General features: G+C 68.1%; 17 protein-coding genes. 10 read left to right on the forward strand and 7 right to left on the reverse strand.

Annotated features, from left to right (window positions below; translation table 11 throughout):
- Positions 1 to 18: 18 nt before the first annotated feature.
- The gene (locus tag LRS10_RS08835; protein ID WP_257836924.1) at positions 19 to 2094 is read right to left on the reverse strand and encodes a 3-hydroxyacyl-CoA dehydrogenase NAD-binding domain-containing protein; all 2076 of its coding nucleotides are present in this window, start codon (positions 2092 to 2094) and stop codon (positions 19 to 21) included.
- Positions 2095 to 2226: 132 nt separating this feature from the next.
- Here LRS10_RS08835 and LRS10_RS08840 point away from each other — a divergent pair, with 132 nt between their 5' ends.
- The 6 genes from LRS10_RS08840 (at position 2227) to LRS10_RS08865 (ending at position 8252) form a co-directional block, all read left to right on the forward strand.
- Entirely contained in the window at positions 2227 to 3015 is a 789-nt protein-coding gene (locus LRS10_RS08840) for an SDR family oxidoreductase (protein WP_257836925.1), read from the forward strand.
- Positions 3016 to 3075: 60 nt separating this feature from the next.
- Positions 3076 to 6060 carry a YdbH domain-containing protein gene (locus LRS10_RS08845; RefSeq protein WP_257836926.1) on the forward strand — a complete coding sequence of 995 codons (2985 nt, stop codon included), beginning with the start codon at positions 3076 to 3078 and terminating at the stop codon, positions 6058 to 6060.
- A gap of 39 nt (positions 6061 to 6099) precedes the next feature.
- Positions 6100 to 6294 carry a YnbE family lipoprotein gene (locus tag LRS10_RS08850; protein ID WP_257836927.1) on the forward strand — a complete coding sequence of 65 codons (195 nt, stop codon included), beginning with the start codon at positions 6100 to 6102 and terminating at the stop codon, positions 6292 to 6294.
- 5 nt (positions 6295 to 6299) lie between these two features.
- Positions 6300 to 6689, forward strand: coding sequence for a DUF1318 domain-containing protein (locus LRS10_RS08855; protein WP_308237942.1), 390 nt, complete (start codon positions 6300 to 6302; stop codon positions 6687 to 6689).
- Positions 6690 to 6949: 260 nt separating this feature from the next.
- On the forward strand, positions 6950 to 7375 hold the full coding sequence (locus LRS10_RS08860; protein ID WP_257836656.1) for a hypothetical protein: 426 nt from the start codon (positions 6950 to 6952) through the stop codon (positions 7373 to 7375).
- Between the two features lie 352 nt (positions 7376 to 7727).
- A complete protein-coding gene (locus LRS10_RS08865; RefSeq protein WP_257836655.1) occupies positions 7728 to 8252 on the forward strand; it encodes a hypothetical protein in 525 nt (174 codons plus the stop codon).
- A 248-nt stretch (positions 8253 to 8500) separates the two neighbouring features.
- Here LRS10_RS08865 and LRS10_RS08870 read toward each other — a convergent pair whose 3' ends face one another.
- A complete protein-coding gene (locus tag LRS10_RS08870; RefSeq protein ID WP_257836654.1) occupies positions 8501 to 9457 on the reverse strand; it encodes an IS1595 family transposase in 957 nt (318 codons plus the stop codon).
- 87 nt (positions 9458 to 9544) lie between these two features.
- Here LRS10_RS08870 and LRS10_RS08875 point away from each other — a divergent pair, with 87 nt between their 5' ends.
- The gene (locus tag LRS10_RS08875) at positions 9545 to 9778 is read left to right on the forward strand and encodes a DUF6471 domain-containing protein (protein ID WP_257836928.1); all 234 of its coding nucleotides are present in this window, start codon (positions 9545 to 9547) and stop codon (positions 9776 to 9778) included.
- Here the strand turns inward: LRS10_RS08875 and LRS10_RS08880 are convergent.
- Positions 9711 to 10559, reverse strand: coding sequence for a hypothetical protein (locus LRS10_RS08880; protein WP_257836929.1), 849 nt, complete (start codon positions 10557 to 10559; stop codon positions 9711 to 9713). The two genes, LRS10_RS08875 and LRS10_RS08880, sit on opposite strands and share 68 nt — an antisense overlap.
- Before the next feature lie 119 nt (positions 10560 to 10678).
- On the opposite strand from LRS10_RS08880, the gene LRS10_RS08885 reads away from it, so the two are divergent.
- From LRS10_RS08885 to LRS10_RS08895, 3 genes are all read left to right on the forward strand, one after another.
- The gene (locus tag LRS10_RS08885; RefSeq protein ID WP_257839118.1) at positions 10679 to 11500 is read left to right on the forward strand and encodes a DMT family transporter; all 822 of its coding nucleotides are present in this window, start codon (positions 10679 to 10681) and stop codon (positions 11498 to 11500) included.
- Positions 11501 to 11588: 88 nt separating this feature from the next.
- Positions 11589 to 12341 carry a hypothetical protein gene (locus LRS10_RS08890; RefSeq protein WP_257836930.1) on the forward strand — a complete coding sequence of 251 codons (753 nt, stop codon included), beginning with the start codon at positions 11589 to 11591 and terminating at the stop codon, positions 12339 to 12341.
- Positions 12299 to 13579, forward strand: a complete 1281-nt coding sequence (locus LRS10_RS08895; RefSeq protein ID WP_257836931.1) for a methyl-accepting chemotaxis protein — start codon at positions 12299 to 12301, stop codon at positions 13577 to 13579. Before LRS10_RS08890 ends, LRS10_RS08895 begins: the two co-directional genes overlap by 43 nt.
- Before the next feature lie 23 nt (positions 13580 to 13602).
- Here the strand turns inward: LRS10_RS08895 and LRS10_RS08900 are convergent, their stop codons facing one another.
- From LRS10_RS08900 to LRS10_RS08915, 4 genes are all read right to left on the reverse strand, one after another.
- A complete protein-coding gene (locus LRS10_RS08900; protein WP_257836932.1) occupies positions 13603 to 14166 on the reverse strand; it encodes a YidB family protein in 564 nt (187 codons plus the stop codon).
- 186 nt (positions 14167 to 14352) lie between these two features.
- Positions 14353 to 15954 carry a malate synthase A gene (gene aceB / locus LRS10_RS08905; protein ID WP_257836933.1) on the reverse strand — a complete coding sequence of 534 codons (1602 nt, stop codon included), beginning with the start codon at positions 15952 to 15954 and terminating at the stop codon, positions 14353 to 14355.
- A 110-nt stretch (positions 15955 to 16064) separates the two neighbouring features.
- A complete protein-coding gene (locus LRS10_RS08910) occupies positions 16065 to 16271 on the reverse strand; it encodes a DUF4170 domain-containing protein (RefSeq protein ID WP_257836934.1) in 207 nt (68 codons plus the stop codon).
- Between the two features lie 51 nt (positions 16272 to 16322).
- Positions 16323 to 17915: an isocitrate lyase gene (locus LRS10_RS08915; protein ID WP_257836935.1), complete on the reverse strand. Its 1593-nt coding sequence runs from the start codon at positions 17913 to 17915 to the stop codon at positions 16323 to 16325.
- Between the last annotated feature and the right edge of the window lie 117 nt (positions 17916 to 18032).

Raw genomic sequence — 18032 nt, forward strand, 5'->3', positions numbered from 1 at the left:
CCGTTTGGGTTCAGTCTCTTAGGCCTTCAGGTCCGAGAACTTCTTGCCTTCGGAGACCAGCTTCTCAAGCAGCGCCGACGGCTTGAAGTCGTCGCCCATGGAGCCCTGGAACTCCTTCATCTTGGCCAGCACCTTGTCCGCGCCGACCTGGTCTCCGTAGAACATCGGGCCGCCGCGATAGACGGGCCAGCCGTAGCCGTTGACCCAGACCACATCGATGTCCGACGGGCGGATCGCCTTGCCTTCTTCGAGGATTTTCGCGCCCTCGTTGATCATCGGATAGACGCAGCGCTCCAGGATCTCCTCGTCCGAGATGGTCCGGGCGTTGATGCCCTTCGAGGCCCGGAAGTCCTGGATGATCTTCTCGGTGACCGGCGACGGCTTGGCCGTGCGATTCTCGTCATAGTCGTAGAAGCCGGCGCCGGTCTTCTGGCCGCGGCGATCCATCTCGCAGAGCACGTCGCGCAGGGTCTCGCCCTTCGAGTTCTCCTTCACCCAGCCGATGTCGAGGCCGGCCAGGTCGCTCATGGCGAACGGTCCCATGGGGAAGCCGAAGTCGTACAGCACCCGGTCGATGTCCCAAGGCATGGCGCCTTCCAGCACCAGCTTGTTGGCTTCGCGCTGGCGCTGGCTCAGCATGCGGTTGCCGATGAAGCCCGGGCAGACGCCGGCCAGCACCGCCACCTTGCCGATCTTCTTGGCCAGCTTCATCGACGTGGCGATCACGTCCTTGCCCGTGTGGTCGGCGCGGATCACCTCAAGCAGCTTCATGACGTTGGCCGGCGAGAAGAAGTGCAGGCCGATCACATCCTGCGGCCGCTTCGTGGCCGAGGCGATCTCATCGATGTTCAGGTAGCTGGTGTTGGTCGCCAGGATGGCCCCTGGCTTGGCGATCTGGTCGAGCTTGCCGAACACATCCTTTTTGATGTCCATCCGCTCGAACACGGCCTCGATGATGAGGTCGCAATCGGCGAAGTCGTCCATCGTCAGCGAGCCGGTCAGCAGGCTCATGCGCTTCTCGGTCTGCTCGGGCACGGCGCCGCGCGACCGCTCGTAGTTCTTGCGGATGGTGGCGAGGCCGCGGTCCAGGGCGTCCTGTTTCAGCTCCACGATCGTCACCGGGATGCCGACATTCAGGAAGTTCATGGCGATGCCGCCGCCCATGGTGCCGGCGCCGAGGACGCCCACCTTCTTGACCTCGCGCACCGGGGTGTCGTCCGGCACGTCCGGGATCTTGTTGGCCTGTCGCTCGGCGAAGAAATAGTAGCGCTGGGCGGCCGACTGCTGGCCGGTCATCAGCTGCATGAACAGCTTGCGCTCTTCGGCCAGGCCTTCCTCGAACGAGGCCGCGTTCACCGCCGCCTCGATGCACTTGATGTTGGCTTCCGGCGCGTCGAAGCCGCGGAACTTGCGGGCGTTCTTCTTGCGGAACTCGGCGAAGATCTCGGGCTTGCCCTTGGCCTCTTCGAGCTTGGTGTTGTTCTCGCGGACCTTCACCAGGGGCTTGCCCTCGGCGACGATCTTGCGGGCGAAGGCGATGGCGCCTTCCTTCAGCTGGCCTTCCTCGACCAGCTCGTCGACCAGGCCCATCTCCAGGGCTTCCTTGGCAGGCGCGTGACGACCCGAGGTGACCATCTCCAGCGCCTTCTCGACGCCGGCGATGCGGGGCAGGCGCTGCGTGCCGCCCGCGCCGGGCAGCAGGCCCAGCGCCACTTCCGGCAGGCCCAGCTTCGCCGAGGGGACCGCGACGCGATAATGCGCGCACAGGGCCACTTCCAGCCCGCCGCCCAGGGCCGTGCCGTGGATCGCGGCGACCACCGGCTTGGGCGAATTCTCCATTGTCGCCTGGACCTCAGGCAGGCTCGCGCCCTTCATGGCGCCGCCGAATTCGGTGATGTCCGCGCCGGCGATGAACGTGCGGCCGTCGCAGATCAGCACGATGGCCTTGGCGTCGCTGTCGATCGCCTGCTTGAAGCCTTCGTACAGGCCGTCGCGCACATTGGCCGACAAGGCGTTCACCGGCGGCGAATTCAGGGTCACGATCGCCACGTCGCCGTCGCGCGTCAGGGTGGTCACCGAATTGATCTCGGTCATCGAAGAGCTTCCCTCAAAATCGATGGCAGACCGCCTGTTCAAAGATGGCGCGGCCCGAAATTCAAACGCGTGTTATAGGCCTCGGCAGGTACGGCCAAGTCAATCGTGCCGCACGGGAAAAGGGAGCTCGGAATGGCGTCGGATCTGTTCTCGCTGGAGGGCCGGGTGGCCCTCGTCACCGGCGGTTCGCGCGGCATCGGCAAGATGATCGCCCGCGGCTTCGTCGAGCAGGGGGCGAAGGTCTACATCTCGTCGCGGAAGCCCGACGCCTGCGACGCCACCGCCGAAGAGCTCGGTTCCAATTGCATCTCGCTGCCGCAGGACATCTCGACGGTCGAGGGTGTGCAGCGCCTCGCCGCCCTGATCGCCGAGCGCGAGCCGAAGCTCGACATCCTGGTCAATAACGCCGGCGCCGCCTGGGCCGCCGACTTCGACGAATTCCCGGAGAGCGGCTGGGACAAGGTGATGAACCTGAACCTGAAGTCGCCCTTCTTCCTGACCCAGGCCCTGCACGGCGCGCTGACGGCCGCCGCCAGCGACGACCAGCCGGCCAAGGTGATTAACATCGCCTCGATTGACGGGATCGCGCTCAATCCGCTCGAGACCTATTCGTACCACGCCTCGAAATCGGCCCTGATCTACCTGACCCGCCGGATGGCCGCGAAGCTGATCAAGGACCGCATCGTGGTCACCGCCATCGCCCCGGGCCCGTTCGCGTCCGAGATGAACCGCGCCGCCCGCGACCACAGCGACGAAGTCGCCCGCCGCGTGCCGCTCGGCCGTATCGGCCGTGACGACGACATGGCCGCCACCGCCATCTTCCTGGCTTCCCGAGCCGGTGACTACGTGGTCGGCGCGACCATCCCCGTCGATGGCGGCGTAGCGCTGGCGACCCTCCCGCGCGAGGCGATCGCGGGCTAGGCGCTGAAATGCGGGGAAATGCGTTATGCAGGTCTCCGCATTGTCTAGCTGGTCCCGCCCTTGACCGAACCCGCCGCCCGCACCGTCCGTCCCCTGCGCCTGATCCTGGCGCTGGTGGGTGTGGCGCTGGTGGTGCTGGCGGCGCTCACCTGGCTCAACCGCCGGACGCTGGCGCGCGAGGCGCTGACCGGATGGCTGCGGTCCAAGGGCATCGCCTCGGAGGCCGAGGTGTACGCCATCGGGCCGTCCAGCTTCTCGGCGCGGCTCCGCGTCGGCGATCCCGCCCGTCCCGACTTCCAGGCGGCCCGCGCCGACGTCCGCTATAGGTTCAAGGGCGTGGCGGTGGAGGTGCTCTCGGTCACCCTGCGCCGGCCGGTGCTGCGCGCCTCCCTTCGCAACGGGCGGTTCAGCGTCGGCGCGCTCGACCCGCTGATCGAGGAATTCACCCGCCGACCGCCGCGCCCGGACGCCGCCAAGCCGACCATCGCCGTCGACGACGGCGTGCTGTGGCTGACCACCGACTACGGCCCGGTGAAGCTCACGGCGGACGCCTGCGTCGAGAACAACCGGCTGATGTCGCTCGCCGCCGTCGCCGATCCCGCCCGCCTGAAGGGTCGAGGGCTGTCCGCGGAGACCGGCCGCGCCACCCTAGCCGTCACGACCCGCGGGCCGCGGCTTTCCGTGCGTCTGGAGGCGCCCCTGACCGCCGTCGAGTCCGGGGCGCTCTCGCTGCGCCAGGCCCGCCTCGTCCTGACCGCAGATGCGCCTTATCCGGACATGGTCAAGCGCCGCAGCGATGGCGGCGTCACCCTCAGCGCCCGGCTGACCGGCCGGAGCGCCGCGCTGGCGGCGCACACGCTGGAGGCCTTCGAAGCCGACGCGGCCTTCGTCGGCCAGTCGCGCGGGTGGATTCCGGACCTCGCGCTGAGCGGCCGCGCCACAACCCGTCTCCGTGCTGAAAACGCCAAACTCGGGCCGGCCCGAGCCGTCGGCCTTCGCCTCGCTGCGACGAGCGAGGATCTCCAGTGGACACGGGCTGGCGGCGACCGGCTGGCGGCCGGCGTGCGAGCCACCGCCGTGCTGGATCGCGGCGCGGCCTCGGGCATGACCCTGACCCGCACGACCCTCTCCGCGGCTGGTCCGGTCACGGCCACGGCCGGGGGCGCGCGCGCCGCGCTGACGGGCAGCCTGGTCGGTCGCGGGGCCTACAGCGGCCTTGGCCCCGTGACCTCCGGCGACACGGGTGACCTGGCGGCCGTCAAGCGCGCCGCCCGCGGCTTTGGCATCGCAGCACCCCGCCTGGGTCTCACCCTCGCGCCCGGGAAGGCGCCGGCCCTGGCCCTTCCGCGGCCGGTGGTGCTGAAGCCCGACGCCGGCGGCGTGGTCACCCTTGCGAGCTCCGGAGCGAACGAATGGCGGCTCACCGCCCGGGGCGGCGGACTGCCGGAGATCGACGCGACGGCCCAGGATGTCCGCCTTGCCGACGGCGAGGCTTCGGCTGGCCTGAACCTGAAGGCGACCCTCTCGCTGGGCCCGCTGGAGCGCGCCCGCCTCGACGCCGGCGGCCGTCTCCGCCTCGCCGGCGGGGCGGTCACGCTCGTCGCCACCCGCTGCGCCCCGCTCGCGATCGACAGGCTCGAGTTCGGCGAGAACGATGTGGAGGCGGTCTCCGGCCGCCTGTGCCCGGGCGCGGAGCCGATGTTCCGCATGGCCGGCGGCGACTGGCGCATCGCAGGCCGGGCCGAAGCCGCCTCCGCCGACGCGCCGTTCCTGCAGGCCGGGGCCCGCGACGCCTTCGGGCCCGTGGCCCTGGAGCTCAAGGGCGGGCGGCTCGATGCTGACGCCCGCATCGACCGCGCCCGCCTGGTCGATCTCGCGCCAGAGCCCCGTTTCCATCCGCTGGCGCTCACCGGGATCGCCCGCGCCCGCCGCGACGCCTGGACCGCCGAGCTCGACATCGCCGCCGGTCGCCACCCCGTCGCTCACGCAGGGCTCGTCCACGACGGTCCGACGGGCCAGGGCCGGGTCGACATCGACACCGGCGTCCTCACCTTCGCCGACGGCGGCCTGCAGCCGGCCCAGATCTCTCCGCTGGCCGCCGCGCTTGGACCGCCGGCGACCGGCCAGGCGCGGTTCGAGGGCGGCTTCGCCTGGAACCCGGTTGCAGGCATCAGCGCCGGCACGCTCACCGTGCCGCGGCTCGACTTCGTCAGCCCGGCAGGGCCGATCACCAATCTCTCCGGCACGCTCGTCTTCACCAGTCTCGCGCCGCTGGTCGCGGCTCCCGGCCAGGTCGTCAGCGTCGAGCGGCTGGACGCCATCGTCCCGGTCACCGGCCTGAAGGCCGAGGTGGGGCTCAAGGACGACGTGCTGACCATCACCGGCGGCGAGGCCGCCGTCGGCGGTGGGCGGGTGAGGCTGGAGCGGCTCGAGCTGCCGCTCGATCCCGCCGCGACACGGAAGGGGCTGCTCGCCTTCGAGGGCGTCCAGCTCCACGATCTCATCGAGGCCTCGCCATTCGGCGACCGGGTGGAGTTCGACGCCGTTGTCTCGGGCCGTATCCCGTTCGAGACAGTGGGCCAACGGGTGCGGATCACCGGTGGCGAGCTCGAGGCCATCAAGCCAGGCCGGCTTTCCATCCAGCGCGAGGCCCTGTCCGGCGTGCAGACCGACCCGCAGCAGGTGCTGGCCGACGGCCAGCCGGTGCCGGACCAGGCCCAGGCCAACGCCGCCGTCACCGATTTCGCCTACCAGGCCATGGAGAACCTGGCCTTTAACCAGCTGGCCCTCAGCCTCAACAGCCGGGAGGACGGCCGGATGAGCGCGCTGTTCCACATCGTCGGCCGTCACGACCCGCCGAAGAAGCAGGAAATCCGGCTGGGCCTCATGGAGCTGCTACAGCGCCGGTTCCTCGACAAGCCGCTGCCGCTGCCTTCCGGCACCGGCGTGAACCTGACCCTCGACACGACGCTCAACCTGGACGATCTCTTGGCCGACTACGCCGAGTACCAGCGGCTTCGCAATTCAGGCCCGGTTCAGCCGTGACCTTGCAACACGAGACCTGATGAAAGGGAGACCGCCGCGATGATCCTTCGCCGACAGGCCCTCGCCGGAGCCGGGGCGCTCGCGCTCCTGGGCGCCGCGCTCGCCGCCTGCACGCCGACCGTCCGCGTGGAGGTCGCGCCGATCAACATCTACGCCAAGCTGGACGCTGACGTCCGGCTGCGCCTGGACGAGGACGTGAAGGCCCTCATCCAAAAGAACCCCGAGCTGTTCTAGGAGTCATGGCTATGAACCTCATGGGTCTCTCTGCTCCGGTCGGCGCCGCCGTCCTGGCGGCCCTGGTCGCCGCCACCCCGGTCGCCGCCCAGGCGATGAACGCCAAGGCCGCGGTCGACGCAGCCAAGGCCCAGGGCGTGGTCGGCGAGCAGGCGGATGGTTTCCTCGGCTTCGTGAAACCTTCGACCGACACCGCGCTCAAGGCTGCGGTGGACGAGATCAACGCCGGCCGCGCCCAGCTGTACCGCGAAGCCGCGGCCAAGAACGGCGTCAGCGTCGAGGCGGCCGGCGCCCTCGGCCTTCAACACCGTCGTCCAGTCGCGGCTGAAGCCCGGCGAGTTCTACAAGCCGGCAGGCGGCGGCTGGGTCCGCAAGTGAGTCGGGGTTCAGCCTGACCTTCGACGCCCGAGGGACGGACCTTGGCGGGGGGCTTTCACGGACTGAGCAGCAGGACGCAGGGCGTCCTGCTGATGTCGCTCGCCATGCTGATCATTCCGGTATTATGTAGCAAACACACCAAGACCGCGACCAACGTCACCGGATATAATGGCATTGCTCATCGGATGAGGTGACGGCCCTCCCTGTCTCGAACAGGGGCCTCCGGGTGAACCGGCGCTCTTCCGCCTGAGCTAAGAGCCGTCGCCCGGAGCATAGCATGGATCGCCCCAACACCGTCTCCGGCCTCCGCGAGAAGCACAGCGAGATAGCCGGCCAGATCGAGCACACCCGCGCCGTCCTGGCCCGGCTGGTGGCCGATCTGGAGGCCGTAGAGCACACGATCAGGCTGTTCGATCCCGACGCGGAGCTACCTCGCGCCAAGCCCGTTCCGAGCCCGCACGCAGCCTTCAAGGGCGAGATGCGCCGGGACGTGATGGCCGCGCTGAGAACTTGCGGAGAGCCCGCAACTTCCTTGTGGCTGGCCCGCAAGATTCTTGCGGGTCGGGGCCTGCCTGACGACGCCAAGACGGTCACCCTGTTCCGCAAACGCGTCGGCGCGGCGCTCTACAAGCTGCGGGCGAAGGGGTGGGTTGAGGAAGTCCCGCAGGCTGGGGAGTACAAGGGGTGGGTTCTCACCACCTAGTGAAATAAAGATATTCAGATATCTAGAAGTATCCTGCGACATTTACCTGCGACATCTTAGGGGGCGCCGAATCGTCGAGCGGCGCCGTAGTTTGTCGAGTTGCAGGCTGTTCAGACGAAAAAGCCGCAGGGATGGGGGTCCCTACGGCTGAATCTTTTGGTGGCCTCCTGCAAATCCGTCGAACCGGAGGCGCAGGAGATGGATCACTTGCAGGGGCACCCTCGGCGCCTCTGATCTGTTTGTCAAGCTTCCGGTTCACTTAGCGCGGCGATGCCGCAGAAAGTGAACTAACGTGTCTTTGACCTTCGAGAACCTTGATAACGAAACCCGCCGCCTCATGGTCGCGGAGATCATGGCCGACATTGATGAGGGGAAGAGCGACCCCGCCCGCGGCCTCTACATCAGCAACTACCTCAATGAGCGCGGCGCCCTCGTCTGGCCCGATCTCCTCCTGGAAGCCGCCCGCAGCGGTAATGACGACAGCCTTTCAGGCCAGCTCGCCATCCAAGGGTGCTTCCAGGCGCAGGTGGAGCGTCGAAAGCCGAGCGGCGGCTATACGTTCGCCCGCGTGCCCGTGACCGCGCCTCAGACCCTCGCTGAGAGCCAGTTCAACATGTACTACATGCGAGCGCTGGCGCTCCGCGCGCTAGAGATCGGCGCCGGCCTGATTGTCTATCGAGCCAAGTGGGTCGAGAATCCGCGTTCGTCTTCCGAGCAGATGATCGGCACGACCCTGGACCCGGCAGAGGTGCTGTCGGAGCTGCGGGCCACGCGGGGCGTGAACCCGCCGTCGCACATTCCGCTGCCGAATACCGGCCTGACGGTTCGACTAGGACCGGCTAAGTCGGCTGTCGGCGTCCGAGTGGTAGGCGAATAGCCGGTCGTCCGGCTCCATCTCGTACAATTCGGCCCCGTCCGAGATAGCAATGCCGTAGCGCTCAGACACCTCGGTAAGAGCGGCAAGAAATGCCGTGAGGTTGTCGGGCTCGCGGTGCTCGGGCGGGGTCGTAGTACTGACGAGTCGTAGGTGCGGGACCATGGCGGTTCCTCTAAGGAACCGGGGGCGCGTCCGGTTCCGCCATGGTCAAGCAGGAACGGCGCCAAAAGGCGCCGTGACACAGTGACTCACCCCCGCTGCCAGTAGCCCTTCCACTGGCGGCTGACCGGGTGGGCCAGCGCTGAGCTGGTGGCCAGCAGGAACTGCTCGCCGTTGCTGATCCGGCGGTTGTCCTCGCGCCACGCCATTTCCGAGGCGTAGGCGCCCAGGTAGCGGCCGGCGATGTGGTGGTGCGTACCGACCTCGGCGCGACGCAGGCGCGAGAAGAAGCTCTCAGCCATGTTCGTGCAGGCTTCCGGGGTGCTGTAGGCCTCGCTGTGGTTGATCCGCTTCGTCAGGTAGCGGGCTTCCAGGTGATCCCAGTGACCGGCTTCATCCGCGTGCAGGGTGGCGCCCGGCTCGACGTTGCCGAGGACGAACGGAACACCTTCGGCTTCGGTCTTGGCGACGTGCGTCAGCGTCTCGCCGTCGCGCTCGCGGGCGACCACGACCACCTGACGCTTGCCCGACTGGTGAACCTTGCGGCGACGGTCGGCGCGGTCCTCGCGGCGGTTGGCGGGCTTCACGTAGCCGCCGAAGTAGGCGCCATCGACTTCCACCGTGCCTTCCAGCTTGGAGGCGCGTTGTTCCGCGGCCAGGGCCTCCCTGATCTTGTGCGAGAGCACGAAGGCCGTCTTGTACTGGCAGTCCAGATCGCGGGAGAGCTGGAGGGCGCTGTGGCCCTTGGCGCCGTTCACGAAGATCGCGATCGCGGCCAGGATGTCCCGCAGATCCATCTTGCGGCTGGCGAAGATGGTCCCGCTCGTGACGCTGAACTGCGAGCCGCAGCCCTTGCACTTGAAGATGCGGCGGGCGGTGTAGGTGTAGCACTCGAAGCAGCCGCACCTGGGGCAGACCGCATCGCCTTGGGTGTCAGCCCAGCGGATCGACCGGAAGGCGTCGAACGCCTGGTCTTCCGTCATGCGCATCACCTTCGCCAGGGAGAGGCTGCGAGCGGCGGCGGAGAGGAGGAAGTGCTGGGCCATTTGTCATCAAATCCGATGCGTCTGCATCTGATCTAGTGACACGATGTATCGTTGTCAATGGCCTTCGCATCGGATATGATGATAAACATGACTGATGCGACGACACGCGATTGGGTCGCCCACACCAAGGGCCTGCTGCGCGGCGAGATGGTGAAGCGCCAGATCAGCTACGCCGGTCTGGTGGAGAAGCTTGCGGCCATCGGTATCAAGGAAACCGAGGCGAACCTCCGCAACAAGATCAGCCGAGGCGGCTTTACGGGAGCGTTCCTCGTTCAGTGTCTTGTCGCGATGGGAGTGACGACTCTTCGTCTTGAAGACTAGCCAGCTTGCTATCGAGCCCTTCGCGCGTGGCGACGAACTTCAGGCGGGTCGGCGGCGTGCTCATCGAGCGCACCTCTAGCTCAACGATATGGTTCGGCATCACGTGCGGCGCATGTTCAGCCCTCAGCCACCGGCCGTCGCGCTCGTAGTAGGAGACGAACGACAGGCGCGGATCGTCCGTCTCTAGATCGGTCCAATACAGGGGGTGGCTAAGCTCCTCCCGCGGACGGAGGGCGAAGACGCCGCTAGCTGGCACCCACGGCATTTGGGTCAAGAAGTTCGCGACCTCGCCCGCTGGCGCGCTGCGCGTCCAAACCTGACAGTCCAACAGCGGCTCGTCGCTGAGGTTCTTCACCGTCACCTCAAAGCCGATCCTGATCGGACTGAGGAGACCTTTTCGGCCTTCGACTTGCTTCTCTGACCAAGCGTAGTTCACTCGCGGTGAGGGTTCCACGCGCAGCCTGGAGTGGGTGGTGGCTGTGGCGAGGCTAAGCTCCCGCGTCAGATGCCGGACCTGTCGGCGCTCATCCTTCCAGAGCCGATAGGGCGCCGTGATTGCGAAGAACGCCACCTTCAGCGTGCCCCAGACCATCACGGCGGCCACGCCGTAGAGGAGGAAGCTTGAAGCCTCCTCCTTCACAGCGGCGCTGCCGGAGAGGGAAAATTGAAGAAGGGAGCCGATCCCGAAGACGGGGATCGTCTGCCACCAATCCTTGGAGAAGGACGCGACGGCGTCGTCTGACGCACGCCGAAGCCACAAGTCCAGATAGCCCCCACCCATGGGCGCATCATGGCCGGACTCCGGCGCATGGTGAAGCTGCATCGGTTTCGATGATACTCGCCGCTCCATCTGGCGGCGGTCGCACCTTCCTTGGTGCGTTTGCTACATAATACCGGATCATTCCGGGCGTCGACGGGCTCGCCAAGTACCTCTCGGCGACCTATTCGCCGCTGATGATCGGCTGGTGCAGCTTCCTCTGCGCCGCGTTGATCGTAACGCCGGTCGCGGTGAGGCTGCATGGTCGGGCGATCTTCCCGCAGCAGCATCTTCGGCTGCATCTCCTGCGGATCGTCTTCCTGCTCGCCTCGGCCACGCTCTACTACCTCGCTGTGGCCCGCATACCGCTGGCCGACGCGGTGAGCGCCTACTTCATCGGCCCCATCGTCGCCTCGCTTCTCGCGGTGGCGGTGCTGAAGGAGCGCTTCACGGCCACCAAGCTGCTCAGCCTGGCCCTCGGCGTCGCCGGCGCCCTCGTCATCCTGCAGCCCGGCGGCGGCCCGCCCGAGCCCGGGCTTCTGCTGGCTTTCGCCTCGGGCGTCGGCTTCGCCTGCTTCCAGGTCACCACCCGCAGGATCGCCGGCGGAGCGGCCCCTTTCCAGACCTTGGCTTTCCAGTACCTCGCCGGCGTGGTGCTGCTGGCGCCGCAAGCCGCGCTCAACTGGACGACGCCGCGCCCGGGCCACCTCTGGCTGTTCGCCGCCATGGCCGCCATCGGGGTGGCGACCCACATCCTGGCCGTCCTGGCCTATCGCCGGGCCGAGGCCTCGACGCTGGCGCCGCTCAGCTACCTCGAACTGCTGGGCTCCACCGCCATCGGATTCATCGTCTTCCGCGATCTTCCGGGCGGTCCCGTGGTCCTCGGCGCTGCCCTGATCGTGGGCGCGGGCATGATCCTGCTGCCGCGAAAACCGACACCCGCGCCCGACCTGCCCGCCGCTTGATCCAATGCGACGCAAGCGAGCCGAGCCATTAGCGGCTCGTTAGGGGACTCGCCTCGTCATCCTCGCGGGCGTACGCACGGAGGCGGGGATGGGCTGGCTCGAGCGGATCAACGGCCGCTGGTCGTTCGGAGCGCGGATCGCGCTGATCTGCGGATTGTTCGCGGCGCCCCTGGCCCTGCTCCTGTTCCTCTTCGTTCAGGCCAGCACTGCCCAGATCGCCTTCTCGGCCAAGGAGCTCGAAGGTTCGCGCTATCTCACGACCGTGTGGTCGGCGCGAGACGGCGGGGCCGCGCCCGCCGATGACGGCCGCTTCAACCAGGCGGAGGCGCTGAAGGCCTTCGTCGCGGCGGGTCCCGGCCTGCCACGCGCCGCGGCCGGCGCCGACCTCATCGCTGCGGTTGCGGACGGTTCGAACCTCACCCTCGATCCCGATCTGGACAGCTTCTATGTCATGGACGCCGTGACGGTGCGTCTGCCGACCACGCTGAAGGCCGTGCGCGAACTGGAGGCGGCGTACGCCGAAGGCCGGCGGGACGCCGTCGTCGTCGCAACCGAGCACCTCGTCATGGCCTCCGCCCAGGCGAACGCCTCCCTCGCCGCCGGGATGAAGAACAACGCTTCAGGCGCCACCCGCCAGGCGCTGGAGGCGCGGGCCACGGCCTTCGCCGCCGCCGCCGAGGCGACCACCCGTCAGAGTCAGGCCTTCCTCGCCGGCGCGAGCCTCGACCCCCGGCCTTTGCGAGCCTCGCCTCCGAGGTCGACCTCACTTGGCGGACCGCCAACGTCGAACTCGACCGGTTGCTCGGCCTCCGGATCGCCGCGTTCAAGCGTCAGCTCGTGATCAATCTGGCGCTCACCGCGGGCGCGGTCCTGGCTGCGGTCGCCCTGGCGTTCCTGATCACCCGCAGCCTCGCCCGCCGCCTCTCGGGTCTGCTCGCCGCCATGGGCCGGCTGAGCGCTGGCGAGACCGAGATCGACATCCCCTGCCTGGCGGACGCCAACGAGACCGGCCGTATCGCCGCGGCTCTGCAGGTGTTCCGGGAAGGCGCCCTCGAACGCAATCGACTGCAGGGCGACGCCGCCCTGGTCCACGAGCAGAACGCCGCCAAGCTTCGCGAGCTGGAGGCCAGCTTCGTGGCGGCCGGACGCGACCAGACCCAGGCTCTGGAAGCGCTGAGCGACGCCTTGGAGCGCCTGGCCGCCGGCGATCTGACCAGCCGCATCTCCATCGCCCTGGCCAGCGACTACCGCCGCCTGGGAGATCACTTCAATACCGCCGCAGCGGCCCTGCAGCAGGCGCTGGCGGCGATCGCCGGCAAGACCTCGCTCGTGCTGGCCAACTCCGGCGAGATGGCTGACGCCTCGGACCAACTGTCGGCCCGCACCGAGCGGCAGGCCGCCAGCCTGGAGCAGACGGCGGCGGCGCTCGAGGAGATCACCTCCACCGTCCGCCGCAGTTCCGAAAGCGCCGAGGCTGCGGCTCAGAGCGTCGCCGACGCCCGCCGTGAGGCCGAGGGCGGGAGCGAGATCATGGAGCAGGCCCGCCGGGCGATGGCCCAGATCGAGGCGTCTTCCGCCCAGGTCGCGGAGATCATCGGAACGATCGACGAGATCGCCTTCCAGACCAACCTGCTGGCGCTCAACGCGGGCGTCGAAGCCGCGCGGGCCGGCGAGTCCGGCAAGGGCTTCGCCGTCGTGGCGGCCGAGGTGAGGGCTCTGGCCCAGCATTCCGCCGAGGCCGCCCGCCAGATCAAGGGCCTGATCCAGGCGAGCGGACAGCAGGTGCAGGAAGGCGCCCGCCTCGTCGGCCAGACCAGCGAGGCGCTAGGCCGGATCGTGGGCCGCGTCTCCTCGATGGAGGCCCTGCTGCATGAGGTCTCGGGCGGGGCCCGCGAGCAGGCCACCGCCGTCGCGGAGGTCAGCCAGGCGATCCACCAGATGGACCAGATGACCCAGCAGAACGCCGCCATGGCCGAGGAATCCTCGGCGGCGGCTCAGGGCCTGCGAAGCGAAATGGGCGAGCTGGCGAGCCTGCTGGAGCGCTTCCACGTGCACCGGGGCGAGCGCGCCGCGGCCTGAGCCGATGGCCGCCCCGCAGCGGGCTACCCGCCAGACAGGCGGTGAAGGTCCTGATCGTTCGGCAGCTGGCCGGACGGTGTCGCCTGGTTGATGGCCTCCGGGAGCTCGCGCGCCAGCTCCGACAGCAGCGCTTCGCGCGGCATGCCGGTCTGTTGCTGCAGCTCCTGGATGGTGTCGTCGCCCAGCGCATCGGCCAGCTGGTGGGGCGTCACCTGCTCATTGTGGCCGCTGCCGACCCAGGAGTTCGCCTGCTGGCTCAGCCCGCGTTGCTGCAGTTGCCCGATGAGGCCGCCGAGGGCGCCAGCGCCGCCCAGGCCGCCCAGCAGGCCGCCCAGGCCCCCGAGCCCGCCGCCGCCTTGCCGCGCGTCGAAGCTGCGGCCTTCCGCAGGCCGGCTCTGCTCGCGCGCAGCCTTCACCAGCAGCGCCACCAGAACCCCCATCGCCAGCTTGCTGCCCATGCCGCCTCGCGCGCCACCGCCGAGCATTCCGCCGAGCGCTCCACCTAGCGGCCCGCCGCCCATGCCGCCGCGGCTTCCGCCCATGCCGCCGCGCATCGCGCCGCCAACGATCTGATCAAGCAATCCCATGTGGTCACCTCCTCACTGAGGGCGACCAACTGACGAGGGACCGCGTCGGTTCAGCCGGATTTCCGGATGAGGGGTCTCCGGGCTCACCGGGCAGGTTGTCCCCTCATCCCGCCTCGGCGGCCGAGAGAGACCCCTCATCCGACCCGCATCCGCGGGCCGCCGTCCCTGCGAGGGGACGGCGAACGGCTAGTCGAGGACGCGATAGGCCGGGAGGGTCAGAAACTCCTCCAGGGTCTCGCCCAGGCACATGTCGAGGAAGATCTTCTGGGCCTCGGCGAAGCGGCCCTTCGCGAAGGCGTCGGCCGGCAGCACTTGGCGCAGGCCGGCCAGCTCCTGGTCGGTCAGTTCACGCACCAGCTCGGGCGTGACCGCCCGGCCGTCGGACAGCGTGGCCTTGTGATACAGCCACTGCCAGATCTGGGTGCGGCTGATCTCGGCCGTGGCCGCGTCTTCCATCAGGTTGTAGAGCGGCACCGCGCCCCGGCCACGCAGCCAGGCCTCGATGTACTGGACGCCGACGCGGATGTTCTCCCGCAGGCCGGCTTCCGTCCGCTCGCCCTCGTGGACGCGCAGCATGTCCTCGCGAGTGACGGTGACGTCCTCGCGCAGCTTGTCGAGCTGGTTGGGCGTGGGCATCAGCCGGTCGAACACCTCCATGGCCACCGGCACCAGGTCGGGGTGCGCCACCCAGGTGCCGTCATGGCCGTTGGTCGCCTCGCGCTCCTTGTCGGCGCGCACCTTGGCGAAGGCCGCGTCGTTGGCGGCGGGATCGCCCTTCACCGGGATCTGGGCCGCCATGCCGCCCATGGCGAAGGCGCCCCGGCGGTGGCAGGTCTGGATCAGCTTGAACGAATAGGCCTGCAGGAACGCCTGGCCCATGGTCATCACCGCCCGATCCGGCGTCAGGGCGTCGGGCTGAGCCTTCAGTCGCTTGATGAACGAGAAGATGTAGTCCCAGCGGCCGCAGTTCAAACCGGCCATGTGGTCGCGCAGCTCATAGAGGATCTCGTCCATCTCGAAGGCGGCCGGCAGCGTCTCGATGAGCACGGTGACCTTGATCGTGCCGTTCGGAATGCCCAGCGCACCTTGCGCGTAGACGAACACCTCGTTCCACAGTCGCGCTTCCAGATGGCTCTCCATCTTCGGCAGGTAGAAGTAGGGGCCGGAGCCCGCGGCCAGCGATGTCTTGGCGTTGTGGAAGAAGTAGAGGCCGAAGTCGAACAGCGCCCCGCTCATCTCCTCCCCGTCCACCAGGGCGTGGGCTTCCGGCAGGTGCAAGCCGCGCGGCCTGACGATCAGCGTCGCGACCTTCTCCTTCAGCGCGTAGCTCTTGCCGGTCGTCGGATCGGTGAAGCCGATCTTGTCAGCCCAGCGGTCCTTCAGGTTGATCTGGCCGTCGATCATGTTGCGCCAGGTCGGCGAGGAGGCGTCCTCGAAGTCGGCCATGAACACCCGCGCGCCCGAGTTGAGGGCGTTGATGATCATCTTGCGGTCGACGGGGCCGGTGATCTCCACGCGCCGGTCCGTGAGGTCAGCGGGGATCGGCGCGACCTTCCAGTCGCCGTCGCGCACGTGCTTGGTCTCGGGCAGGAAGTCCGGCTTGGCGCCGGCGTCGAAGCGGGTCTGCCGCTCCTCGCGGAGCGCCAGCAGCTCCAGCCGGCGATCGTTGAAGCGGCGGTGAAGCTCGGCCAGGAAGGCCAGCGCCTCGGGCGTCAGCACCTCGGCGTCGCGGCCCTCGATCGGTTGGGTCAGCTGCACGGCGGGCCGCGTTTCGAGGTCGAGCGACATCGGGGATGCTCCAGGTCGGAGGGCGAAGAAAAAGCGGCTCCCCGCCCGGGCCCTCAGGAGAGGGGCGGGGAGCCTTCAGGCAACAGATAGCTGGCGATCGGCCCTGAAGCCTAGTTCGGCAGGACGAGGTGTTCGGTGGCGATCGCGTACTTGGCGGTGGCCGAGCTGCGAGTCTCGTCCGACTTGCTGCGCCAGGCCGCACGGGCCTCCTCGCGGCTGTCGTACGGGCCCAGAACCTCGGGCGGACCGTTCTTGAGGGACTTGAAGGCCGTACAGCTGTACTCGCCGCCGACGACCCAGAACCGTTCCTTGGTCATCATGGTCACTCCAGGCGGCCGGCCCTCCCGGGCCGGCGCCTCCTCCTGCGCTTAGGCGAACTGGTTCATCGTGTTGTGGACGCCGCCGGCCTTCAGGGCCGCTTCGCCCGCGAAGTATTCCTTGTGGTCGTCGCCAATGTCCGAGCCTGACATGTTCTGGTGCTTCACGCACGGGACGCCCTTGCGGATCTCCTCGCGCTGGACGCCCAGGACGTAGCCCAGCATGCCCTGCTCGCCGAAGTATTCCTTGGCCAGGTTGTCCGTCGACAGCGCGGCCGTGTGGTACGTCGGCAGGGTGATCAGGTGGTGGAAGATGCCCGCACGCTTGGCGCCGTCGGCCTGGAAGCTGCGGATCTTCTGGTCCGCCTCGATGCCCAGCGGGGTCTGGTCGTATTCGGCGCTCATCAGCTTGGCCTTGTCGTAGGCCGACACGTCCTTGCCGTCCTTCTGCCAGGCTTCGAAGACCTGCTCGCGGAACTTCAGCGTCCAGTTGAAGGACGGGCTGTTGTTGTAGGCGAGCTTGGCGTTCGGGACGACCTCACGGATGCGGTCGACCATGCCGGCGATCTGCTCGACGTGCGGCTTCTCGGTTTCGATCCACAGCAGGTCCGCGCCGTTTTGCAGCGAGGTGATGCAGTCCAGCACGCAGCGGTCCTCGCCCGTGCCGGCGCGGAACTGGAAGAGGTTGGACGGCAGGCGCTTCGGACGCAGCAGCTTGCCGTTGCGGGTGATCACAACGTCGCCGTTGCCGACCTGGGTCGCGTCGATCTCCTCGCAGTCGAGGAAGGCGTTGTACTGGTCGCCCAGGTCGCCCGGCTCCTTCGAGAAGGCGATCTGCTTGGTCAGGCCGGCGCCGAGGCTGTCGGTCCGCGCGACGATGACGCCGTTGTCGACGCCCAGCTCCAGGAACGCGTAGCGGACGGCTCGCAGCTTCTGGATGAAGTCCTCGTGCGGGACGGTCACCTTGCCGTCCTGGTGGCCGCATTGCTTCTCGTCCGAGACCTGGTTCTCGATCTGGATCGCGCAGGCGCCGGCCTCGATCATCTTCTTGGCCAACAGGTAGGTGGCTTCCGCGTTGCCGAAGCCCGCGTCGATGTCGGCGATGATCGGAACGACGTGGGTCTCGAAGTTGTCGATCTTGTCCTGGATCTGTTGGGCCTTCGCGTCGTCGCCGGCGTCACGCGCCGCATCGAGGTCGCGGAACAGGCCGCCCAGCTCGCGGGCGTCGGCCTGCTTCAGGAAGGTGTAGATCTCTTCGATCAGCGCGGGCACCGAGGTCTTCTCGTGCATCGACTGGTCCGGCAGCGGGCCGAAATCCGAGCGTAGGGCGGCGATCATCCAGCCCGACAGGTAGATGTAGCGGCGCTTGGTGGTGCCGAAGTGGCGCTTCACCGCGATCATCTTCTGCTGGGCGACGAAGCCGTGCCAGCAGCCGAGGCTCTGAGTGTACTGCGACGGGTCGGCGTCATAGGCCGCCATGTCCTCGCGCATGATGCCGGCGGTGTACTTGGCGATCTCCAGGCCGGTCTTGAAGCGGTTCTGCAGGCGCATGCGGGCCACGGCTTCCGGGTCGATCCCGTCCCACGCGCCGCCCTTGCTCTTCACGAGCTGGCCCATCTCGATGATGTGGTCTTGATACGCCATATGCCTCTTCCACGCTGAAATCCGGGGCTCTTTGACAAGCCGTCGGCGCCACTAACGCCTGAATTCCCTTAGGGTCGAGGCCCGAAGCCGAGGCAAAAGGCCGTGTTGTCACAGGAA

The organism is Phenylobacterium sp. J426 (assembly GCF_024699945.1).
Taxonomy (GTDB): domain Bacteria; phylum Pseudomonadota; class Alphaproteobacteria; order Caulobacterales; family Caulobacteraceae; genus Phenylobacterium.